The organism is Thainema salinarum CENA647 (genome assembly GCF_057732415.1).
The window spans coordinates 337,217-354,774 of sequence record NZ_JBYJZJ010000022.1; the positions used below are offsets into that span (position 1 = coordinate 337,217).

General features: G+C 48.6%; 14 protein-coding genes and 1 tRNA gene. 8 read left to right on the top strand and 7 right to left on the bottom strand.

Annotated features, from left to right (window positions below; genetic code table 11):
- Window positions 1–874 precede the first annotated feature (874 nt).
- The 4 genes from AC286M_RS08365 (at window position 875) to tnpA (ending at window position 2,981) form a co-directional block, all read left to right on the top strand.
- Window positions 875–1,450 carry an FHA domain-containing protein gene (locus AC286M_RS08365; RefSeq protein WP_488203936.1) on the top strand — a complete coding sequence of 192 codons (576 nt, stop codon included), beginning with the start codon at window positions 875–877 and terminating at the stop codon, window positions 1,448–1,450.
- 496 nt (window positions 1,451–1,946) lie between these two features.
- Window positions 1,947–2,141 (top strand): hypothetical protein, encoded by a 195-nt coding sequence (locus AC286M_RS08370; RefSeq protein WP_488203937.1) that lies wholly within the window; start codon window positions 1,947–1,949, stop codon window positions 2,139–2,141.
- A gap of 21 nt (window positions 2,142–2,162) precedes the next feature.
- Window positions 2,163–2,423 (top strand): hypothetical protein, encoded by a 261-nt coding sequence (locus AC286M_RS08375; RefSeq protein WP_488203938.1) that lies wholly within the window; start codon window positions 2,163–2,165, stop codon window positions 2,421–2,423.
- A 114-nt stretch (window positions 2,424–2,537) separates the two neighbouring features.
- The gene (gene tnpA, locus AC286M_RS08380) at window positions 2,538–2,981 is read left to right on the top strand and encodes an IS200/IS605 family transposase (RefSeq protein WP_488202591.1); all 444 of its coding nucleotides are present in this window, start codon (window positions 2,538–2,540) and stop codon (window positions 2,979–2,981) included.
- An 80-nt stretch (window positions 2,982–3,061) separates the two neighbouring features.
- Here the strand turns inward: tnpA and AC286M_RS08385 are convergent, their stop codons facing one another.
- The 3 genes from AC286M_RS08385 to AC286M_RS08395 all read right to left on the bottom strand — a co-directional run bounded on the left by AC286M_RS08385 (window position 3,062) and on the right by AC286M_RS08395 (window position 5,786).
- Window positions 3,062–3,523 (bottom strand): response regulator, encoded by a 462-nt coding sequence (locus tag AC286M_RS08385; RefSeq protein ID WP_488203939.1) that lies wholly within the window; start codon window positions 3,521–3,523, stop codon window positions 3,062–3,064.
- A 62-nt stretch (window positions 3,524–3,585) separates the two neighbouring features.
- Window positions 3,586–4,743: a PRC-barrel domain-containing protein gene (locus tag AC286M_RS08390; protein WP_488203940.1), complete on the bottom strand. Its 1,158-nt coding sequence runs from the start codon at window positions 4,741–4,743 to the stop codon at window positions 3,586–3,588.
- 89 nt (window positions 4,744–4,832) lie between these two features.
- Window positions 4,833–5,786: an isoaspartyl peptidase/L-asparaginase gene (locus AC286M_RS08395; protein WP_488203941.1), complete on the bottom strand. Its 954-nt coding sequence runs from the start codon at window positions 5,784–5,786 to the stop codon at window positions 4,833–4,835.
- Between the two features lie 221 nt (window positions 5,787–6,007).
- On the opposite strand from AC286M_RS08395, the gene AC286M_RS08400 reads away from it, so the two are divergent.
- From AC286M_RS08400 to AC286M_RS08410, 3 genes are all read left to right on the top strand, one after another.
- A tRNA-Met gene (locus AC286M_RS08400) sits at window positions 6,008–6,081 on the top strand.
- Between the two features lie 369 nt (window positions 6,082–6,450).
- Window positions 6,451–8,019 (top strand): slr1306 family protein, encoded by a 1,569-nt coding sequence (locus AC286M_RS08405; RefSeq protein ID WP_488203942.1) that lies wholly within the window; start codon window positions 6,451–6,453, stop codon window positions 8,017–8,019.
- Window positions 8,019–9,548, top strand: a complete 1,530-nt coding sequence (locus tag AC286M_RS08410; protein WP_488203943.1) for a GTP-binding protein — start codon at window positions 8,019–8,021, stop codon at window positions 9,546–9,548. The genes AC286M_RS08405 and AC286M_RS08410 overlap by 1 nt, the downstream gene beginning before the upstream one ends.
- A 152-nt stretch (window positions 9,549–9,700) precedes the next feature.
- On the opposite strand, the gene AC286M_RS08415 is transcribed toward AC286M_RS08410, so the two are convergent.
- The 4 genes from AC286M_RS08415 to AC286M_RS08430 all read right to left on the bottom strand — a co-directional run bounded on the left by AC286M_RS08415 (window position 9,701) and on the right by AC286M_RS08430 (window position 15,255).
- Window positions 9,701–10,078, bottom strand: a complete 378-nt coding sequence (locus AC286M_RS08415) for a Mo-dependent nitrogenase C-terminal domain-containing protein (protein WP_488203944.1) — start codon at window positions 10,076–10,078, stop codon at window positions 9,701–9,703.
- A gap of 643 nt (window positions 10,079–10,721) precedes the next feature.
- A complete protein-coding gene (locus tag AC286M_RS08420) occupies window positions 10,722–12,602 on the bottom strand; it encodes a ribonuclease J (RefSeq protein WP_488203945.1) in 1,881 nt (626 codons plus the stop codon).
- Window positions 12,603–13,197: 595 nt separating this feature from the next.
- A complete protein-coding gene (gene dapA / locus AC286M_RS08425) occupies window positions 13,198–14,118 on the bottom strand; it encodes a 4-hydroxy-tetrahydrodipicolinate synthase (RefSeq protein WP_488203946.1) in 921 nt (306 codons plus the stop codon).
- A 93-nt stretch (window positions 14,119–14,211) separates the two neighbouring features.
- Entirely contained in the window at window positions 14,212–15,255 is a 1,044-nt protein-coding gene (locus AC286M_RS08430; RefSeq protein ID WP_488203947.1) for an aspartate-semialdehyde dehydrogenase, read from the bottom strand.
- Window positions 15,256–16,027: 772 nt separating this feature from the next.
- On the opposite strand from AC286M_RS08430, the gene tig reads away from it, so the two are divergent.
- Window positions 16,028–17,452 carry a trigger factor gene (gene tig / locus AC286M_RS08435; protein ID WP_488203948.1) on the top strand — a complete coding sequence of 475 codons (1,425 nt, stop codon included), beginning with the start codon at window positions 16,028–16,030 and terminating at the stop codon, window positions 17,450–17,452.
- Window positions 17,453–17,558: the final 106 nt, after the last annotated feature.

A 17,558-nucleotide genomic window follows, 5' to 3' on the forward strand; every position in this document is an offset into this window, starting at 1 on the left:
AGTCACGCAGCGTTCCCCAAGGGGAGTTCCAGTGCATATAGCGTTCGTCTATATTTCGTCATCTATGTCTGCTCTTATGTTTACAACACACTCAAATAGAGGGTTTGCCGCTGAAATGGGACAATAAAGCCCTTATTTGGGATCTGTGCTTTGCAAGCGTAAGCGATTTAGTCTGCGCTCAGTCTTCTCACCATGCTGAACGTTTTTCGTATCTTTTGATGATTGGTTTTGAATTAAATCTCTTGCCTATTTGCCGTTATTGTTGGTTGAATACAGGAAAAATTATTTGATTGGGTGCAAAAGGAAATAGATCATCTTCGTGAAATTTAATCCAGTTGCAATCACTTGCAAATCAAGCTGGTGTGCCAACGGATTTTAGTTGAAATCTAGTCATGGCGAAGCAAGAGGTTTATCGATTTCGGGGTGTTTCGGGAATGTTTCAGTCGGCATAAGTTGAGTTCAAAGGACTTGAAAGCAGTATTAATAGGGCTTGCATAGTTCAACCCATCGCCTTCAGCGGGAGCGCTTTTCCAAAGCACTTCTTCAGTTCTGGGATAGGTGGCTTGTACTGGCAGACTTCGTTGAAAGCAAAGTTTCCGGGTTGAGTTCATTCACCTAGTGAGCAACCTCTTTTAGCTTGCGTTACTCATCACTCTCAACACATTAGCTCTCAACGAACTAGATACAGCTTTCAAGTTAGGGTTACAGATTGTTTGGGCATGCTAGGTCTAGCAAAACCAACATGTTCCTGATTTGTGCACAGGAAGTGACCCAAGATTGACTGAGTCCTGATTGCGAGTTCAATCTCCGCTCGCTCAGCTTGGCCGCTTGCATTTCCCTCGTCATCGTGCTGGGAAGTTTAGAATACAAGACTATGACTGACAACGATTGCTCCTATTTGCTTAATCCGCAAAGCCTGAGTTTTGGAGCGTTTCTTCAGCGCTATCCAGCTTTGTCAAATTCGCTCTTCGAGGATTGCGATCGCAATCTCGACACTATGAAGACCATGCTTGAACCTCTTCATCAGGTCGAGTCCCGCTGTCAACTTACGCCACACTATATTCAGGCCGTTACAACGGGACAAACAACTTTTCTCATCACCAATTTATATACTCACCAGTCAGACCCGAAAGTTAGTACTGCTGCTGCCAACTGGTTGATCGGACGCAGCTCCTCCTGTGCGATCGCAGTTCCGCATGGAGCAGTTTCCCGCTGCCACGCCATTATTGGACATGTGCAGGGTGAAACATTTTATGTGATGGATATGGGCAGCAGCAACGGTACTCGGCTCAATCGCCGTCGTTTACCTCAGCTAGAACGCCGACGAATTAAAGATGGCGATCTCCTAGAGTTTGGTCCTGTCAAAGCAGAATTCTTTATCACCCAGCCTCAAGTTGCCAAAAACCATTCAGAGCCTTCTCTGAAACAATCTGTGATTACCTGTTGCTAGAGCCGTAAAAAGCAGCAGATTTAATATGGAAGGGGAGATAGTTGCCTATCTTCCCTTCATATTTTTTGAGTAGACAAGCATAACTTTGTTTTCAAATGATAGCTTGATGCTACGGTTTGCTTATTCCTATAAAATTTTCATCATCTTACAAACTTTTTATTCAAATTTCTAAGAATAAATTCGATTATCACAAACAGTTTTAATCAAAGCAGATCAAGCTGAAATTTTAGGCTAAGCAAGCTAAGTTATCAGTGCTTGTACGGAACCTCATTTTTATTGATTTGCCAATCTTTAGGAGCTTCTAAGCCGCATCATAAGCCGTCTCTCACGACCAATTCCGCAATTCTAACTATCTTGAATTTACGCAATTGTGAATCTTGCTTAATGTTTTGTCAGAGAAAGATGGGCATATCCATGGTTTCCATTTAAGGGGCAAAAGAACGACATTCAGTATAGGTTCAGAACTCGCGAACGTTACACACAGGCAGTAAGAGACATGGTGCAGAAATCTACCGTTTCATTTGTTCTTCCAGTCCTCGCTGGAGTCCTGCTCGTTCAGTCAGCAGTCGTCGGTTTATCGTTTAGAACTGATGCATCCGGTTTGAAAGCAACGAATGAATGTCATGATCCGGCAACTCGCGGTTGCTTAATTGAAGATTTCTCTGATTCAAAGTTTGAAGCGGCTGTTTGAACCCTAAAGTAGGTGACAGTAATGAATTTGCAAGAATTAGAGGCAAACTACCGTTCTGCTATGAGCGAGACGCTGAGCCAGCTACAGGTCTTACAGCTACTAGCTGAAGATATTGGTGGTCAAACCGCTGGTTGTGGTCATTCATCTGCTGCGGGAGAGGGGCTGAAATCTAGCGTGTTAGGGATGAAAAGCAGCATTAACCAGATTGGTAATTCGGTTAAGCTGCTTAGCCTAAAGATTGAAGAGTTTATCGAGGGCAGCAATCTGCACCCATCCTCGTAGCAGCGCGAGTAATTTGAAACAATTTTAAGCTCTGGAACTGCTACACGGTGAGCAATTCCAGAGCTTGAATCTCTTGGGTCCATTCCCCGCCGCTCTGCGGCGTAAGATCTAAGAATGAGTGAGTACATCCACAAGAGTCATAACGTAACAGTTTTGCTATACCACTTAGTGTTTCCAGCAAAGTATCGACGGGTTGTGTTTGATGAGCAAGTAGATGCGGTTCTGCGAGAGGTCTGCCTCGAAATCGAGAAACGCTACGAGGTGAAGTTTGTCGAAATTGGAGTGGACAAAGACCATGTCCATTTTCTAGTGCAGTCCGTGCCGACCTATAGTGTGACCAAACTGGTAACGATGCTGAAAAGTTTAACTGCACGAGAAGTCTTCAAACGATGCCCTCAAGTGAAGCAGAAACTTTGGGGAGGCGAGTTTTGGAGTGATGGATATTTTGCGAGTACAGTAGGCCGCCACGGGGATGAAGGAATGATCGCCAAATATGTTCAAGCCCAAGGCAAAGATTACCTCAAATTGCATCGGGATAATCAACTTGCTCTTTTTTGATTCTGATACCCCGTCCGCTTGCGGCGGGGTATTTCATTTTTAGGAGCCCTCTTCTCCACCAATGAAGATCAACGGAGAATTTAGTGGAGAAGATGCGAGCCAATTTCAGTTTCTTCTTTCAAAATCGTCAGCAGTAACGGAGCTTCGATAGGTTTGATCAGATATCGGTTAGCACCCAGATCAATGGCCTGCTGTAAATCAGCCTGAAACGCCAGTGAAGACAAAACGATTAATGGAGGACGCTGCCATCCCAACTCTTCGTGTAGGCGCTGAAGACATTCATATCCCTGGACTCGGGGTTCTTCTAAATCGAACAAAATAGCGTGAGGACGAAACGCCTTCACCACTTGAATCAGGTTCGACGTGGCGTGGAAGAGTTCAACTTGGTAGCCAGAACGGCGAAGATAGTTGCTCAACAACCGAATATCATGCGCGATCGCACTACAGACGATAGCAATTCGTCGGTCTTCCGTTCCACTTGGTGCCGTTTGTGATTCTGGCTGGCAAGAAGCAGACGACTGGCTTTGCTCGGCATGATCCATAGAACTAGCTTGGTAAGCGATACCTGATTTCAATAACCGTGACTTGAACGCTCAAACCGAGTTTATATCCAAGGCTCATCATCGTCTTCAATTTGTTCAGAAGCTTTATCTTTCAAATTCAACGGTTCTGCGCCTCCAGATGGGCCAGCTTTAGTCACTTGGTCATTTTCATCCTTTCCTACTGATGCATTTTGATCGTCCATCCAGCGGTTGAAAGATGGATTGTGATCCATCACATGATCAAACAGTGAAGCGGTAGAGGATGGATCAGGTGATGGATTGGCAGGAGGCACATCGTAAGGATAATCATCGGCATAGTTGGCGGCCCTGCTTGTATTAGTCCTGCTTGTATCAGTGACATCTGCGGATTGAGATGCAGGCGAAGTAGGGTGCGATCGCACATTTTCATCCCAATCGCCCCAATCATCATCAAGCGGCTCTAAATCTGGTTCAGCTCTATTTGACGACACCCTATCCTGTGACCCGTCCTGTCCTGGACGGCGAGACGGAACCTCGATGATATCTTTCCAGTCTTCCGTCCATTCGTTGGTTTGTTCGGCTAGCTCACGTACGCGCTGCGTCGCCTGTTCAGTCCAGCCCCGCAGACGGCCCTTGGCTTGTTCTGCCATTTGCCGCGCTTTTTGAGACCACTCAGTATAGTCTTCCTTGAGGTGCTCGCTGAGATGTTCACTGGCGTGAATGAGTCGCTGTTCCAGTCCCGGCTGAAATAGTTCCAGATTGTCAGTGGCCGCATTGCAAATCAAAACTCGCTGATCGCCATAGCTAATGATTTGCGTCGGAAAGATTTGGTACAGCCCACTGGTAAAGCTGTGAAATCCTTCCAGCGTCATCAGATAGCGAATGACTTTGCCCGTTCTCAGGTTGAATTCGCAGTCTATAACTTTGCCGACGCGCTCACCCGCTTCGCTCCAAACTTCTAAGTTAATCAACGATTCGAGCTGGCGCACTTGTTCGAGGGCCGCGCGAGTGGGGCTGGAGGCCAAAACAATGCTATCTTCACCCAGCATGTAAATTTGGGGTAGCGCGAATACGTCCCGACGTGTGCCCCATAGCCCTTGTTTGCAGACAAAGCCCAGCACCCGATGCACGGCAGGATCCATCCAGACCTGCTCGACGCGACCAACAATTTCCGTTGTGCTGCGGTCAATAACAAGCTGGTTGAGGAATCGGCTCTGTCGGATACTGGGCGCTTCAGCCATAACTCGAACTCTGGTACAGCGGGGATTTCAGCTCTCAGTGTATCCTGTGCTGTCGCTCGAAAGAGTACGGTTATTACGGTTGGATTGCGCTAAATCGCGCCGACGGCCATGTCGTCTACCCATTCGAGACAGTCGCCAACTGTATTGCCGTCATGATAAGCGGCAAGTAGCACTTCGCTGGTTTTGCCCCATGCGATCGCACCACTGGCATCAATTGCGATCGCGCCCAGATCACACTGACGTTGAGCCGCTTCTTTAAACGACCGCTCCATTGCTTCCTGAAGCGAGCAGCCATCGGTCACGCGCACGACGATCCGAGCTGCCAAACACTCATTAACAATGTCTTCGCCGATACCTGTGCAACTGACGCCAGCGTGAGCTGTCGCGTAGTTACCTGCGGGCATGGCTGAATCGCTAACCCGACCAATTCGCTCAAATCCTTTCCCTCCTGTCGAGGTTCCGGCAGCAATCCGGCCTGCCATATCCAGTGCCACGACGCCAATTGTGCCGCGTCCAGCCGATTCCGACAGAGCCATATCCGGTTCTGCAACGACGCCAGCCATCTCATGCTTAAAGCCCTGCTGTCGTTCTTGCATCCATTCCTGGAGTCGCAAATCGGTGATCGGATCGTGCACCGGGAAATTTAGCTCTCGCAGTAGCTCTGCCGCACCGTAATCCGACAGAATGCGATCGTCGCAGTCCTGCAGAAAGAGCGCTAGATCAACCGGATTTTTGACCCGCGAGACGTTAATTACGCCGCTGAACCGCTGCTGATTACCATTCATCAAAGACGCGCTCATCCGCACTTGCCCATCGGATTGCAGCACGGAGCCAGTTCCGGCATTAAATCGAGGATTATCTTCCAGTAACCGACAGCCTTGAACAACGGCATCCATCGCAGAAGCCCCGTTTTGCAGCTCTCGGTAAATTAACTGCACAATAGCGTGCAAATCTTTTCGAACCGATTCTACGCCGCCTTTGCTATGCAATGAACTGCCTGCTCCACCGTGAATGATTAACTTTGGCTGTTTCGCTTCTGCCATAACCCCCGATTGCCTCTCAAAATGCTTCTGTTGTGCAGCCTCCTATTTTATCGGAGTTGGCGTGATTCATCGGTTTGGATGTCTACAGGGATATGGCTGTTACATGGTCGGCGCAAAGCAGGTGCGATCGCACCTCAGAACCCTAAAACCAAATTATTTTCGATTTATTTGAAAATAAGGTTGCCACTTTCGCAGATTTATTGTTATCTTATTAAAGCCGACGCGGGGTAGAGCAGTCTGGTAGCTCGTCGGGCTCATAACCCGAAGGTCCGTGGTTCAAATCCGCGCCCCGCCACTTAACTCTAGAGAGGGCATCGCAAACAGTCTTTGCGATGCCCTCTCTTTTTGGCGTTGTTTAATCTGGCTATGAATTGTGATGTGGGGGCACTGCCCTCACATCACAATTCATATTTAAAATCAGCAATCGCATCTTTTTGAGCGCTTGCAGAATGGGAAGCTCGAAGTGATACGTTTTATGAGAGCTAACGTTTAAGTGGCAGTCGATTAGGATATCGTTCAGGCAAAACCGATAGAATATGGTTATAGCTAAGCCATATCAATAGGTTTGAGGCATTACTTTGAGCTAGAAGCCGTTAATCTATTGATGGCAGTGCATTGGCGATAGATGGCGATTCACAGGCGATTGAAATAGGGATTAAGGGGAATGAAGCTAGAGCGACCGATTTTAGTTGGCGGCCTTGGCCTGTCCTTTGGGCTGTTAGCGCTGAACGGCTTACAGCACTCACTCGGCGAGATTGATGGCAGTTTGGTTCTAGGTGCGATCGCAGTTGGCTCTGGGGTTTGGTGGCTGCGTAAATTGCGTCCCCAGTCGTCTGTTGAGTTAAAGATTCCTACTCGTCCGGTGACGCCCGAAGATCTCCAGCAGGCGTTTCAGCAGGCCGAAAGTCGGATTGCTGCGCTTCAGGCTGAACTGGCTGGAACTGTGAAGCTAGCGGAAGATACGGCAGAATCCCATACTGAATCCGAGCCATCACCGCAGCCGGATTTTCCGCAGGTACAGGCTCTGCGGCAGCAGTTAGAAGCTTTGAAAGAAAGTTGCGATCGCACGTCCCTCCAGATCACAGTCGCTGGTAACACGCTCACAGGCAAAACCAGTCTGATTCAGCACTGCACGGATCTATTTAATTCATCGGATTCAGCTGCCTCAGGGACTTGGCTGGAACTAGATAGTGGCGTTTACACCAATTTGGCAGACCTCCAGCAGCTTGCGACTGAGCCGCTACTGCAAGCGAGCGACTTAACGGTCGTCGTGGTCGATAGCGATCTAACGGATTCCGACTTCCAGCGCATCCGCCAGTTGCTGTCTCTGCGCCATCGCGTCGTACTAGCGTTCAATAAGCAAGATCAGTACACGCCGAGCGATCGCACCCGCGTCCTCCAACAAATTCAAGCCCGTCTGCAAGACTTGATTGCCCACAGCGACATCATTGGTATTGCCGCCGATCCGCGCCCGATTAAGGTGAAGCGTCATCAGGACGATGGCCAGATCGAGGAATCGCTAGAGCAGCCAGAACCCGTCATGCAGTCACTGATTGCGCAACTTCAGCAGATTGTGAAGCAGGATCAGCAGTCCCTCGTCTACGGCACAGTTTGGCGGCAAGCCCAGGCACTACAGCGCGTCGCGCAGCAGCAGATCAATGCGCTCCGCCGCGATCGCGCCATGCCGATTTTGGAACAGTATCAGTGGGTGTCTGCTGGCGCTGCCTTTGCGAATCCCTTACCCAGCTTGGATTTGCTCGCGACTGCCGCTGTTAGTACGCAGATGATCGTGGAAGTGGGCCAGATTTACGGCCAGCGCTTCTCCCTCGCTCAGGCAAAAGCGATCGCAACTACGCTAGCGACTCAAACCGTCAAGCTGGGCTTAGTAGAACTCTCTACCAACATGCTGATGGGCCTAGTACTCAAAGGTCACGCCCTCACCTATGTGGCTGGCGGCATGATTCAGGGCTTGAGTGCCGCTTATTTGACTCGGTTGGCTGGACTGAGTCTAATTGAGTTCTTTGAAGAGCAGAGTCTGAATGCAGCGGCTCAATCTGAAGCCTCGATCCCGTCGGTTGAGCAAATTACGCAGAAACTTCAGGCTACATTCCAGCAGATGCAGCAGGGTGCTTGGGTACAAGCCCTTGTCCAGAAAGGTATTCAGCGCCTCACGGCAGCCGATGCCGCCAGTGAAGACCCGTCTAATCTATCGACCGCTAATCTTGCATCCTAATGCCCAAGGATAGCCAGCCTCTACAATCGATGAATTCGCTCAAGCGCCCGCTGCAAGAAGCCCATTTGCAGCGGGCGCAGGCGAGTATTCGGCAAGCTGTTGCTCGCAATGCTGCAATTTTGCAAGAAATTGAGCGACAAACGTTCGACAGCCGCAATCTGGCGGCAATCAAAGCCGATCTGGATCAGCTTTCAGGGCTGTCGAGCAAGCTCAATCAAACTCTGCTGCGGATTGCGGTGTTTGGCTTGGTCAGTCGCGGCAAATCGGCAGTGCTAAATGCGCTGATGGGCCAGGACGTGTTCCAAACGGGGCCAACCCACGGTATTACGCAATGGCCTCGCTCGGTCTACTGGTCACCGGATGCGGGACAGCCCAACGCAGCGTTTCAAGTGGAACTGATTGACACCCCTGGCTTAGACGAAATCGAAGGCGAAGAGCGGGGGCAGATGGCCGAGTCGATTGCGCGACAATCGGATCTGATTCTATTTGTAGTCGCTGGCGACATTACCCGCACGGAATATCGAGCGCTACAGCAGCTGTGGCGAGAGCACAAGCCGATCTTGCTAGTGTTCAATAAAACCGATCTGTACCCCGATCAGGATCGACAAACGATTTTCCAAAAGCTGAAAACGTTAGGTCAACAGCTTCTGGAAGAAGAAAATTCCGCCCCCATTTCCACCCCAGACGATATTGTCATGGTCGCCGCCGATCCGGTGGGCATGGAAGTCCGAGTGGAGTGGCCCGATGGCCGAGTTACGCAGGAGTGGGAAACGCCACCGCCGCAAATTGATGAGCTGCGGCAGAAGCTCACCCAAATTATTCAAACAGAAGGCCGATCGCTACTGGCCTTGAATGCACTGCGACAGTCCAGCCTGCTGGAAGTTCGGATTGCTCAGCGCATCACCGACCTGCGGCAAACCGAAGCGGAAGCCCTAATCTGGAAATACGCCAGGTACAAAGCGATTGCGATCGCAGTGAATCCCATCGCATTATTTGACCTCGCTGGAGGTGCGATCGCAGATTTGTTGCTGATTCGGGCGCTGTCTCGGCTTTATGGTTTGCCGATGACGGGTTACGAAGCGGGTAAGCTGTGGCGGACTATCTTGAAAAGCTCTGGCGGTCAGCTCGCGAGTGAAGTAGGCAGTGGCATTTTAATGGGCGCGTCGAAAACGGCGTCGATCTTTAGTGCGTTTGAAAATCCGGCCAGCTTATTTACGGTAGCGGGCACGATGGCGCTGCAGGCTGGAGCATCCGGCTATGGAACGTATGCGGTGGGGCGCGCGGCTCAAGCCTATCTGGAGCAAGGCTGTACCTGGGGGCCACAAGGCGCGAATACGGTGATTCAAGACATTCTGCGGCAGGTTGATGCTGATTCGATTCTGGAGCGTCTACGTCAAGAACTGGGTCAATCGATGAGCGGTAATCACGCTGAAGACAACGCTACTAGCAATTTCGACGGCGATTTTGATGAGTTGAGAGATGGTCCTGCGAGGAATCCTACAGCATCAATTCGCGATTCAATCTATTAATTGGGTTAACTGAGTGTTGAGCGTTTGAACAGTAGTCCCAAAAAGCTCCGTTGCTCTCCTGCTCCCTTGTCCCTGTTTGCCCCCTTGCATTTGTATCGGTAGCGATATTAATGGGCAACGGTATTTTGCTCTCAGCTTGGTTCTGTTGACGTTTAGCAGTACTGCGTAATATCCTCGCCACACTCATCGGCCAGATAGCAGAGGGCCCGAAAGCGCAGACCAACCACTTCTTCATACAGTGGATTGAGCTTGCAGAGGGGAGGAATATGCGCAAGCTGGCGTCCAAATAGAACGATATCTCGCTCAAACGGACATTGAGCCGGGACAAGCTGACAAATTCGATGAGCAAGCTGAGGATTTTTGACTTGCACCTGATCAAGCCAGCGGCGGATAGGAGACAGTAAATCAGTTTGATGCATTCTTTGATTAACCTGATGACCAGTTTCAGGATTTGCACGGTGATTACCAGAGCGTATCCAGACCCAGCTTGAAAGGGCGAGATTTTGCACCATGCTATTGGATTCGTTCATTTTGCTAGTCCTAGTTATGGGTGAGATAGATTGATAGCTCTAGCAAGCAGGCCGAAATCTTTTGTACCAGGAACAGGTTATCCAAGAAATTCCAGATCCTATCTAAGTGCTAACCGCTATATTTCGATCTACAGACTTGAGGAAAGCCATATCCGACACCTTAGCCATTGCAGTTTGAAATTAGGAGAAAAATGACCCGCGTTAGGTAAAGACTGCATGAGTTTTAGGCTTGAGCGGTATTAGGCTAGGTTTAAGATGGCAATTTCATGACATTTGCAATAGAAAACCAGTCAACTGGTTACACCCAGTCCGACAAACTGAATTTTGGCTGAACCACAATTTGTTAAGCCTTGTAACACTAGACCTAAGATGCCCAACCAAAAGGGGAGTGAAACACAGTTCACTCCCCTTCACGGATGTTTTACAAATTTCACTCAATTGCAGATTCTGCTTAATCTACTGATGTCCGATGTAGGTATAAAAATGATTTATCTTCTGCAAAAGCTTGGCCTGGCCAAGCTTTTGCAGAAGATAAATCATCGGGTTTTTAACCTGACTTTGTATCAATAGGTTTTGGAAGAAAATTCGTCTTTAGGATGTGCGAGAAAGTCCGGCAGGCGGGACTCTCTCACACGTACTTCTTCTATGAGGCAACGGCTGCTGAGCGGCGACGTGTCCGCTTTTGCACTTCCGGCTCTGCTGTAGAGGGTGCTGCTGGAGACGGTGCTGAAGCTCGAGGGGTTGACTTTTTCCGAGTAGAAGCCGTGGATGATTTGGCCTTGCCATTTGTTTCAGCCGCTTCAGTCGCTTCAGCTGCTTCTACTGTCTGCATCAGTAAAACAACAGATGGACGGCTACGCAGTTCTCGCTTGATAAAGCGATAAAGCTCCGTTTCGATCTGGTTACGTAAACCTTCCCAGTTGATTTCTAGCCCTTCGCCATCGTTAAAGTCTTGAGCAAAATCTGACCAGCGGTTAGACAAAGCAGACCCAACTAACTCAGTTAAATCCTGCTCAAACTGCGATCGCTCCATTGTTAGCGCCACCCCGTGTACATGGATCGAGGGGTTGGCGGCTAGCTTGCCACTGGCATTGACGGTTGCTGCGACGGTTACAATACCATCTTCGGCAATCCGCTGCCGCTGCCGCAGAACGTCATCGGCCACCATGCCCGTGCGTGAGGAATCGACGAGTTCAATACCGGATGGAACCTGTCCACCAATGCGAATCGTTTCTTCGGTGATTTCAACCACATCGCCATTGTTTACAATCACCATGTTTTCGGCTGGAACCCCCATGCTTTGAGCCGTCTGTGCATGTTTAACCAGCATACGATGTTCACCGTGTACAGGTAAAAACAGCTTTGGACGAGTCAGTGCCAGCATTAGCTTTTGGTCTTCTTGGGCACCATGACCAGAAACGTGAATCCCCAAATTCTTGCCATAGACAACATTGGCACCCTTCATCATCAGCTTGTCAATCGTGTTGACGACGGCGATGGTGTTGCCTGGAATAGGATTGGCCGAAAAGACAACTGTGTCGCCCTGTTTGATCTGGATCTGACGATGGGAACCGTTGGCGATACGGGTTAATGCTGCCAATGGTTCGCCCTGTGAGCCTGTAGTCAAAATCAGCGCTTTCTCGTCAGGGCACTGACGCAGGGAATTGAGGGGCTGGAATAGCTCATCGCTGCATTTGATGTAGCCTAGCTTTCGCGCATGATCGATTACGTTCAGCATTGAGCGTCCCAGGACAAAGACCGAACGGCCTTGCTTTTCGGCAATATCCAGGATCATATTGACTCGGTGAACCGAGGAAGCAAAGGTCGTGACGAGCAGCCGTCCCTTTGCCTGACTAAAGATGCGCTCTAAGTTGGGATATACCGAACGCTCTGAAGGGGTAGATCCCGGTACTTCTGCATTTGTTGAATCGCTGATTAGGCATAGAACGCCTTTTTCGCCATATTCGGCCAGCCTCTGAAAGTCGAAAAACTCGCCATCTACGGGAGTGTGGTCAATCTTAAAGTCGCCCGTATGAATCACAATCCCGACCGGGGTATGAATCGCGACGGAAAAACTGTCGGCAATTGAGTGGGTGTTGCGGACAAATTCAACGAAGAATGAATTACCGATCCGCACCATGTCGCGGGGCATGACCGTCCGCAACTCGGTCAAATTTGCAACGCCCGCTTCTTCTAACTTACCCTCTAGAAGCGCCATCGCTAGTCGAGGGCCGTAAATAACGGGAATGTCAAACTGCTTCAAATGAAAAGCAATACCGCCAATGTGATCTTCGTGTCCGTGGGTCACAATCATGCCTTTGATCTTGTGGCGGTTTTCGCGCAGATAGGTCGTATCTGGCAGAACAATGTTGACCCCATGCATATCCTCTGTTGGGAAGGCAAGACCTGCATCGAGCAGCATGATCTCGTCGTTGATTTCGAACACGCAGGTATTTTTACCAATTTCGTGTAGTCCACCGAGAGGGATTACTTTGAGGGCATTCAGGTCTTGAGTTTGACTCATATATACTCCAACACGTCAAATTTGAACAAAAAGAAAAGTCGTAAAGCTTATGAATTGAAGGATTCAGCGACCAAAGGATTTGTAAGCCTAAATTGAAGCCGATTGAGATTTATTAGCCAATCTGTTCTGTTATCTACGGCTCCGTATGGGCTAAACAGCAAACTTCAGAATTTGATGTTGGTTTTGGCTATCAATATCTGCGATCGCACAACGGTTCTTGTGTAAGTTTCATGCGAAAACAAATCAAAGTACTGATAGTTCAGTCATCTATAACCATCTATCTGTGCTGTCACCGTTTTGGTCATGGGGCTGAATAGGAAATATCCTTTATCCGCTTAGTATTCAGTTGTGAAAGGAAGCCTGTAATGTGCGTCGTCATCCTCTACTGCTGTTTTTAGGGTGCTGTTTTGAGGAATCAAGACGCGATTGCAAAGTTAAATTTGCACTTATTTCTATCGTTGTCTTTTACTTTCGTCTTTGTACTGTTTGTCTTTTACTAATAAAAGTCTTCTGTCACTCAAACTGTCTTCGATGATTTCGATGGTTGCCTCTTATGTTTTACAACATATTCAAGGGTTTTATAAGTTCAAAAGTTCTATGAGACAACTATTTCAGATTGGGCTGCTCGAGAGTGGAATAGGCCCAGCTCATCCATCACCTGACGTAACGTTTGGATAGTCTCGTCAGACGCTGCGTTCAAAGGCAACCGCGGTGAACCAACTGACCATCCCTGAAGTTGAAGCATTGCCTTAACTGGAATTGGATTGGTTGTCACGAAAAGCGCTTTGAATAGCGGCATGAGCTTTAAGTGAATATCTCTTGCTGTCTCAGTATTCCCAGCTTCAAAGGCTTGTACCATTTGTTGCAGCTCGTCTCCAACCAGATGGCTAGCAACGCTGACAACACCCTTACCACCAACCGCAAGCAGCGGCAGCGTTAGCGAGTCATCCCCAGAATAGAGGGAGAAGCTGGGCGGAGTCACGCGCCGAATTTGACTGGCCTGCTCCAGGTTACCACTTGCTTCCTTGATCGCCACAATGTTTGGCAGTTCAGCAAGCTGGGCAACCGTTTCGGGCAGAATGTTCTGACTGGTACGACCCGGCACGTTATACAACATGATAGCGATATCCGGGTTTGCCTGTGCGATCGCACTAAAATGCGCATACAAACCAGACTGGGGTGGCTTATTGTAGTACGGAACAACCTGTAATGAACCTTCTAAACCGAGTTTAGCGGCTTTTTGAGTGGCTGAAATCGCCTCTCGGGTAGAGTTTGATCCGGTTCCGGCCATCACCTTACCTCGACCTGCGATCGCACCCTGCACAACCTGAAACAGTTCGTACTCCTCTTCCCAAGTCAGAGTTGGCGATTCTCCTGTCGTACCACAGACAACTAGCGTATCTGTACCATGCTGGACGAGATGATCTGCCAATTCTTCTGCCACAGCATAATCAACCTCTCCATCTTGATTGAAAGGGGTAATCATCGCCGTTAGCACACGACCAAAATCAGTCACACTCTCTTCACTCCTCTCCCGCTAATGTCGAACTAATAACATCGGACTAATCAATCCTGACTCTACAAAGCTTTTCTGTTGCTAATGACGGAACTATGATCCTGAGAGTGCAGGTTGATTAACTTTTAGCCAGCTTTTAGCAACTAATAATTCAGCAATTTGAACTGCATTTAAGGCTGCGCCTTTGCGGATTTGATCCCCACAAAGCCAGAGTTCGATTGCATTTGGATTAGATAAATCCTGACGGATGCGCCCAACCAAAACATCGTCTTGGCCGCTGGCTTCCATAGGCATAGGGAAGTAATTGGCTTGCCAGTCTTCCACCACTTTGACGCCGGGAGCTTCACTTAAAGCCGCTTTTGCGGCTTGCACATCAAAGGGTGATCCAAACTCTATATTAATTGCTTCTGAATGAGCCCGTAGGACGGGAACCCGTACGCAGGTAGCGGTAACACGCAGATCAGAAACACCGAAAATCTTGCGCGTCTCGTTCACCATTTTCATCTCTTCTTGACAATAACCCTGCTCATTCAGCGGCGAATTGTGTGGGAACAGATTGAACGCCAATGGATAGGGAAAGGCCTTCGTTTGAGGCGTTTCACCATTCAGAATCTGCTGGGCTTGCTGCTTGACCTCTTCCATCGCTAGCGCCCCAGCCCCGCTTGCCGATTGGTAGGTCGATGCCACGATCCGCTGGATTGGCTGAATCTGGTGCAGTGGCCAGAGCGCTACCGTCATTAAAATCGTTGTGCAGTTGGGATTGGCGATAATTCCCTGATGCTGGGCAGCGGCTTGAGGATTGACTTCCGGCACAACTAGCGGAGTTGACTCATCCATGCGAAAGGCGCTGGAATTATCGATCGCAACCGCTCCGGCAGCGACCGCTTTAGGCAACCATTCTTTCGAAATAGATCCGCCTGCTGAGGCCAAGACAATGTCCACATCATCAAAGGCACGATTGTTTAGCGCTTCTACGACAATGGTCTCACCGCGAAACGTTAAAGGGCGACCCGCAGACCGCTCAGACGCTAAAAGCTTGAGATTAGCGAGTGGAAAATGTCGTTGATCTAGTAAATTCAGCAACTCTGTGCCAACTGCACCTGTGGCACCCAAAATAGCGACTCGATATTGAGGCAAGTTTGTTCCTCCCAAACACAATGCAATAGATCTTTGAATCTCTGAAACTAAATAGTGGTGTAGACCAAAATTGATTTTTAGATTTTAGATGTAGTCAGTTTTTCATAGAATTCGAATTTTAAGTACTGAGTTTAAATCATCCACATCAAGGCATCTATGTGATTCATTTGATCTTTGATTAACGTGATCTGTCTTGATTTGCCCTGTACTTGTTGGTGTGGCCACTGTAGTTAAAGGCAACTACAACAGGTAATTATAAAAAATAAAAATGTATAGCTGAACTATAAAAGTCACTTATCAGTTTGATCGATGTGGTGTAGTGGTTTGTGGGAATACGGAAAGATTTTTCTTTAGAGACGATTTCTGGAGCCCCATTGATAAATTTTATAATGATGGATGATTTTAGCTGCGAAACCACTCATTATCCAGTAGCCAAGCTTCAGTGCTGAGGGTTTCTTGGGCTTACTGCGATCGCACTACACAGCAGAAACCGCAGCAACCGATATGGACGTTTCTTTCGCTATTCTCAAGAATACTGCTTTATTGGCCTAGTATACTCAACCTTCTGCCCAACGAATGAAACAGATTGGGTAAATGATTCAGATCAGTGGCCCCAATTCTTAAAACCAGGTTGAGCAATTACACGACAAGGATGAATTTCAGTTATCATAGTCAACTGCGGTTTATCAAAAGTGGCTCGGCTTCAGGCTCTGCTGCGATCGCATAATTACCGCATCATCGCTGATCAGACACACTGTTTACAAGGAACCATATGAAAGTCACCCAGGAGAGATTGCCCGAAAGCCGAGTTGGCTTGGAGATCGAAATCCCTTCAGAAATGTCTCAGAAAACCTACGACAAGGTTTTGGGGCAATTAATGCGATCGGCCAATATTCCTGGGTTCCGTCGTGGAAAGGTCCCTCGGCATATTTTAATCCAGCGTTTTGGCTCCACTCGCATCAGTGCATCAGTAATCGAAGAGCTGATCCAAAACGGTATTGAACAGGCGATCAAACAAGAAGACGTAGATGCGATTGGGAATTATCAACTGCGCTCCTCATTTGAAGAGTTGATGGAGCAGTTCAAACCCGGTCAGCCGCTCACTTTTTCAGCCTCTGTTGATGTACCGCCTGAGGTTACACTCAAGGACTACGAGGGGTTGTCAGTACAGGCTGAGGAAGTGCAGTATGATGCTTCCCGCGTGGACGAAGTATTAAGCGAGTACCAAAACCGTTTTGCCACTCTCGTTCCCGTTGAAGATCGGGCAGCCCAGAAAGGCGATTCAGCCGTCGTTGATTTTGTCGGCAAGATTGTTCCTGAAGATGCTGACGCTGAACCCGAGGAATTTCCTGGCGGTAGTGCAGAAGATTTTCAGCTTGAACTCGAAGAAGGTCGCTTCATCGAAGGTTTCATCGACGGCATCATCGGCATGAAGCCGGGCGAGACAAAGGATGTGAATGTCACATTCCCTGAGCAGTACGCTCAAGAAGACCTGGCGGGTAAGCCAGTTGTCTTCACAATTATGCTCAAGGAACTCAAAGAGAAGGAACTGCCGGAACTTGACGATGATTTTGCTCAGGAAGTGAGCGAGTTCGAGACTATGCAAGAGCTGAGAGAGTCTCTGGAGAAACAGTACAAAGAAGAGGCTGAGAGCAAAACCGCCAGCAATAAGGAAAAGGCGGTTCTCGATGAACTCGTCAAGCACATCGAAGTTGACCTGCCCAAAACGCTAATTGATCGGGAAGTCAACTACATGCTGTCTCAAACAGCCGTGCGGTTGAGCCAGCAAGGCATTGATGTTAAACAACTGTTTAATGATGAAATGCTGCCTCGTTTGAGAGAGCAGTCCCGTCCGGAAGCCATCAATCGTTTGCAGCGCACACTAGCCTTAGGTGAAGTCGCCAAACAGCAAGACATCAAAGTTGAGGAAGACGAAATTAAGACCAAGGCCGAGGAAATGCTCCAAGAAGTTCCAGCTGGCCAGCGGAAGGACATTGATCTGGATCGCTTAAATGAAGTGGTTCAAGAAGATTTGCTCAAAGAGAAGATCCTGGCCTGGTTAGAAGAAAGCTGGACGGTTGAGCTCGTACCAGAGGGTACTCTCAGTGCTGAAGAAGAAACCGATGAAGCCGAGAGCGCAGACGCATCAAACGAAGTAGTAGAAGCAGAAGCCGAAGTGGTTGCGGAGGAAGAATAAATAAGGCCGCAAGACCATTTCGTAGAGCGGCTCAAGTTGTAAATACACTCAGTAGGGGCGGGTTCTGATTACCAAATTGATTTAATTCAGGTTAATTCAGGGATTT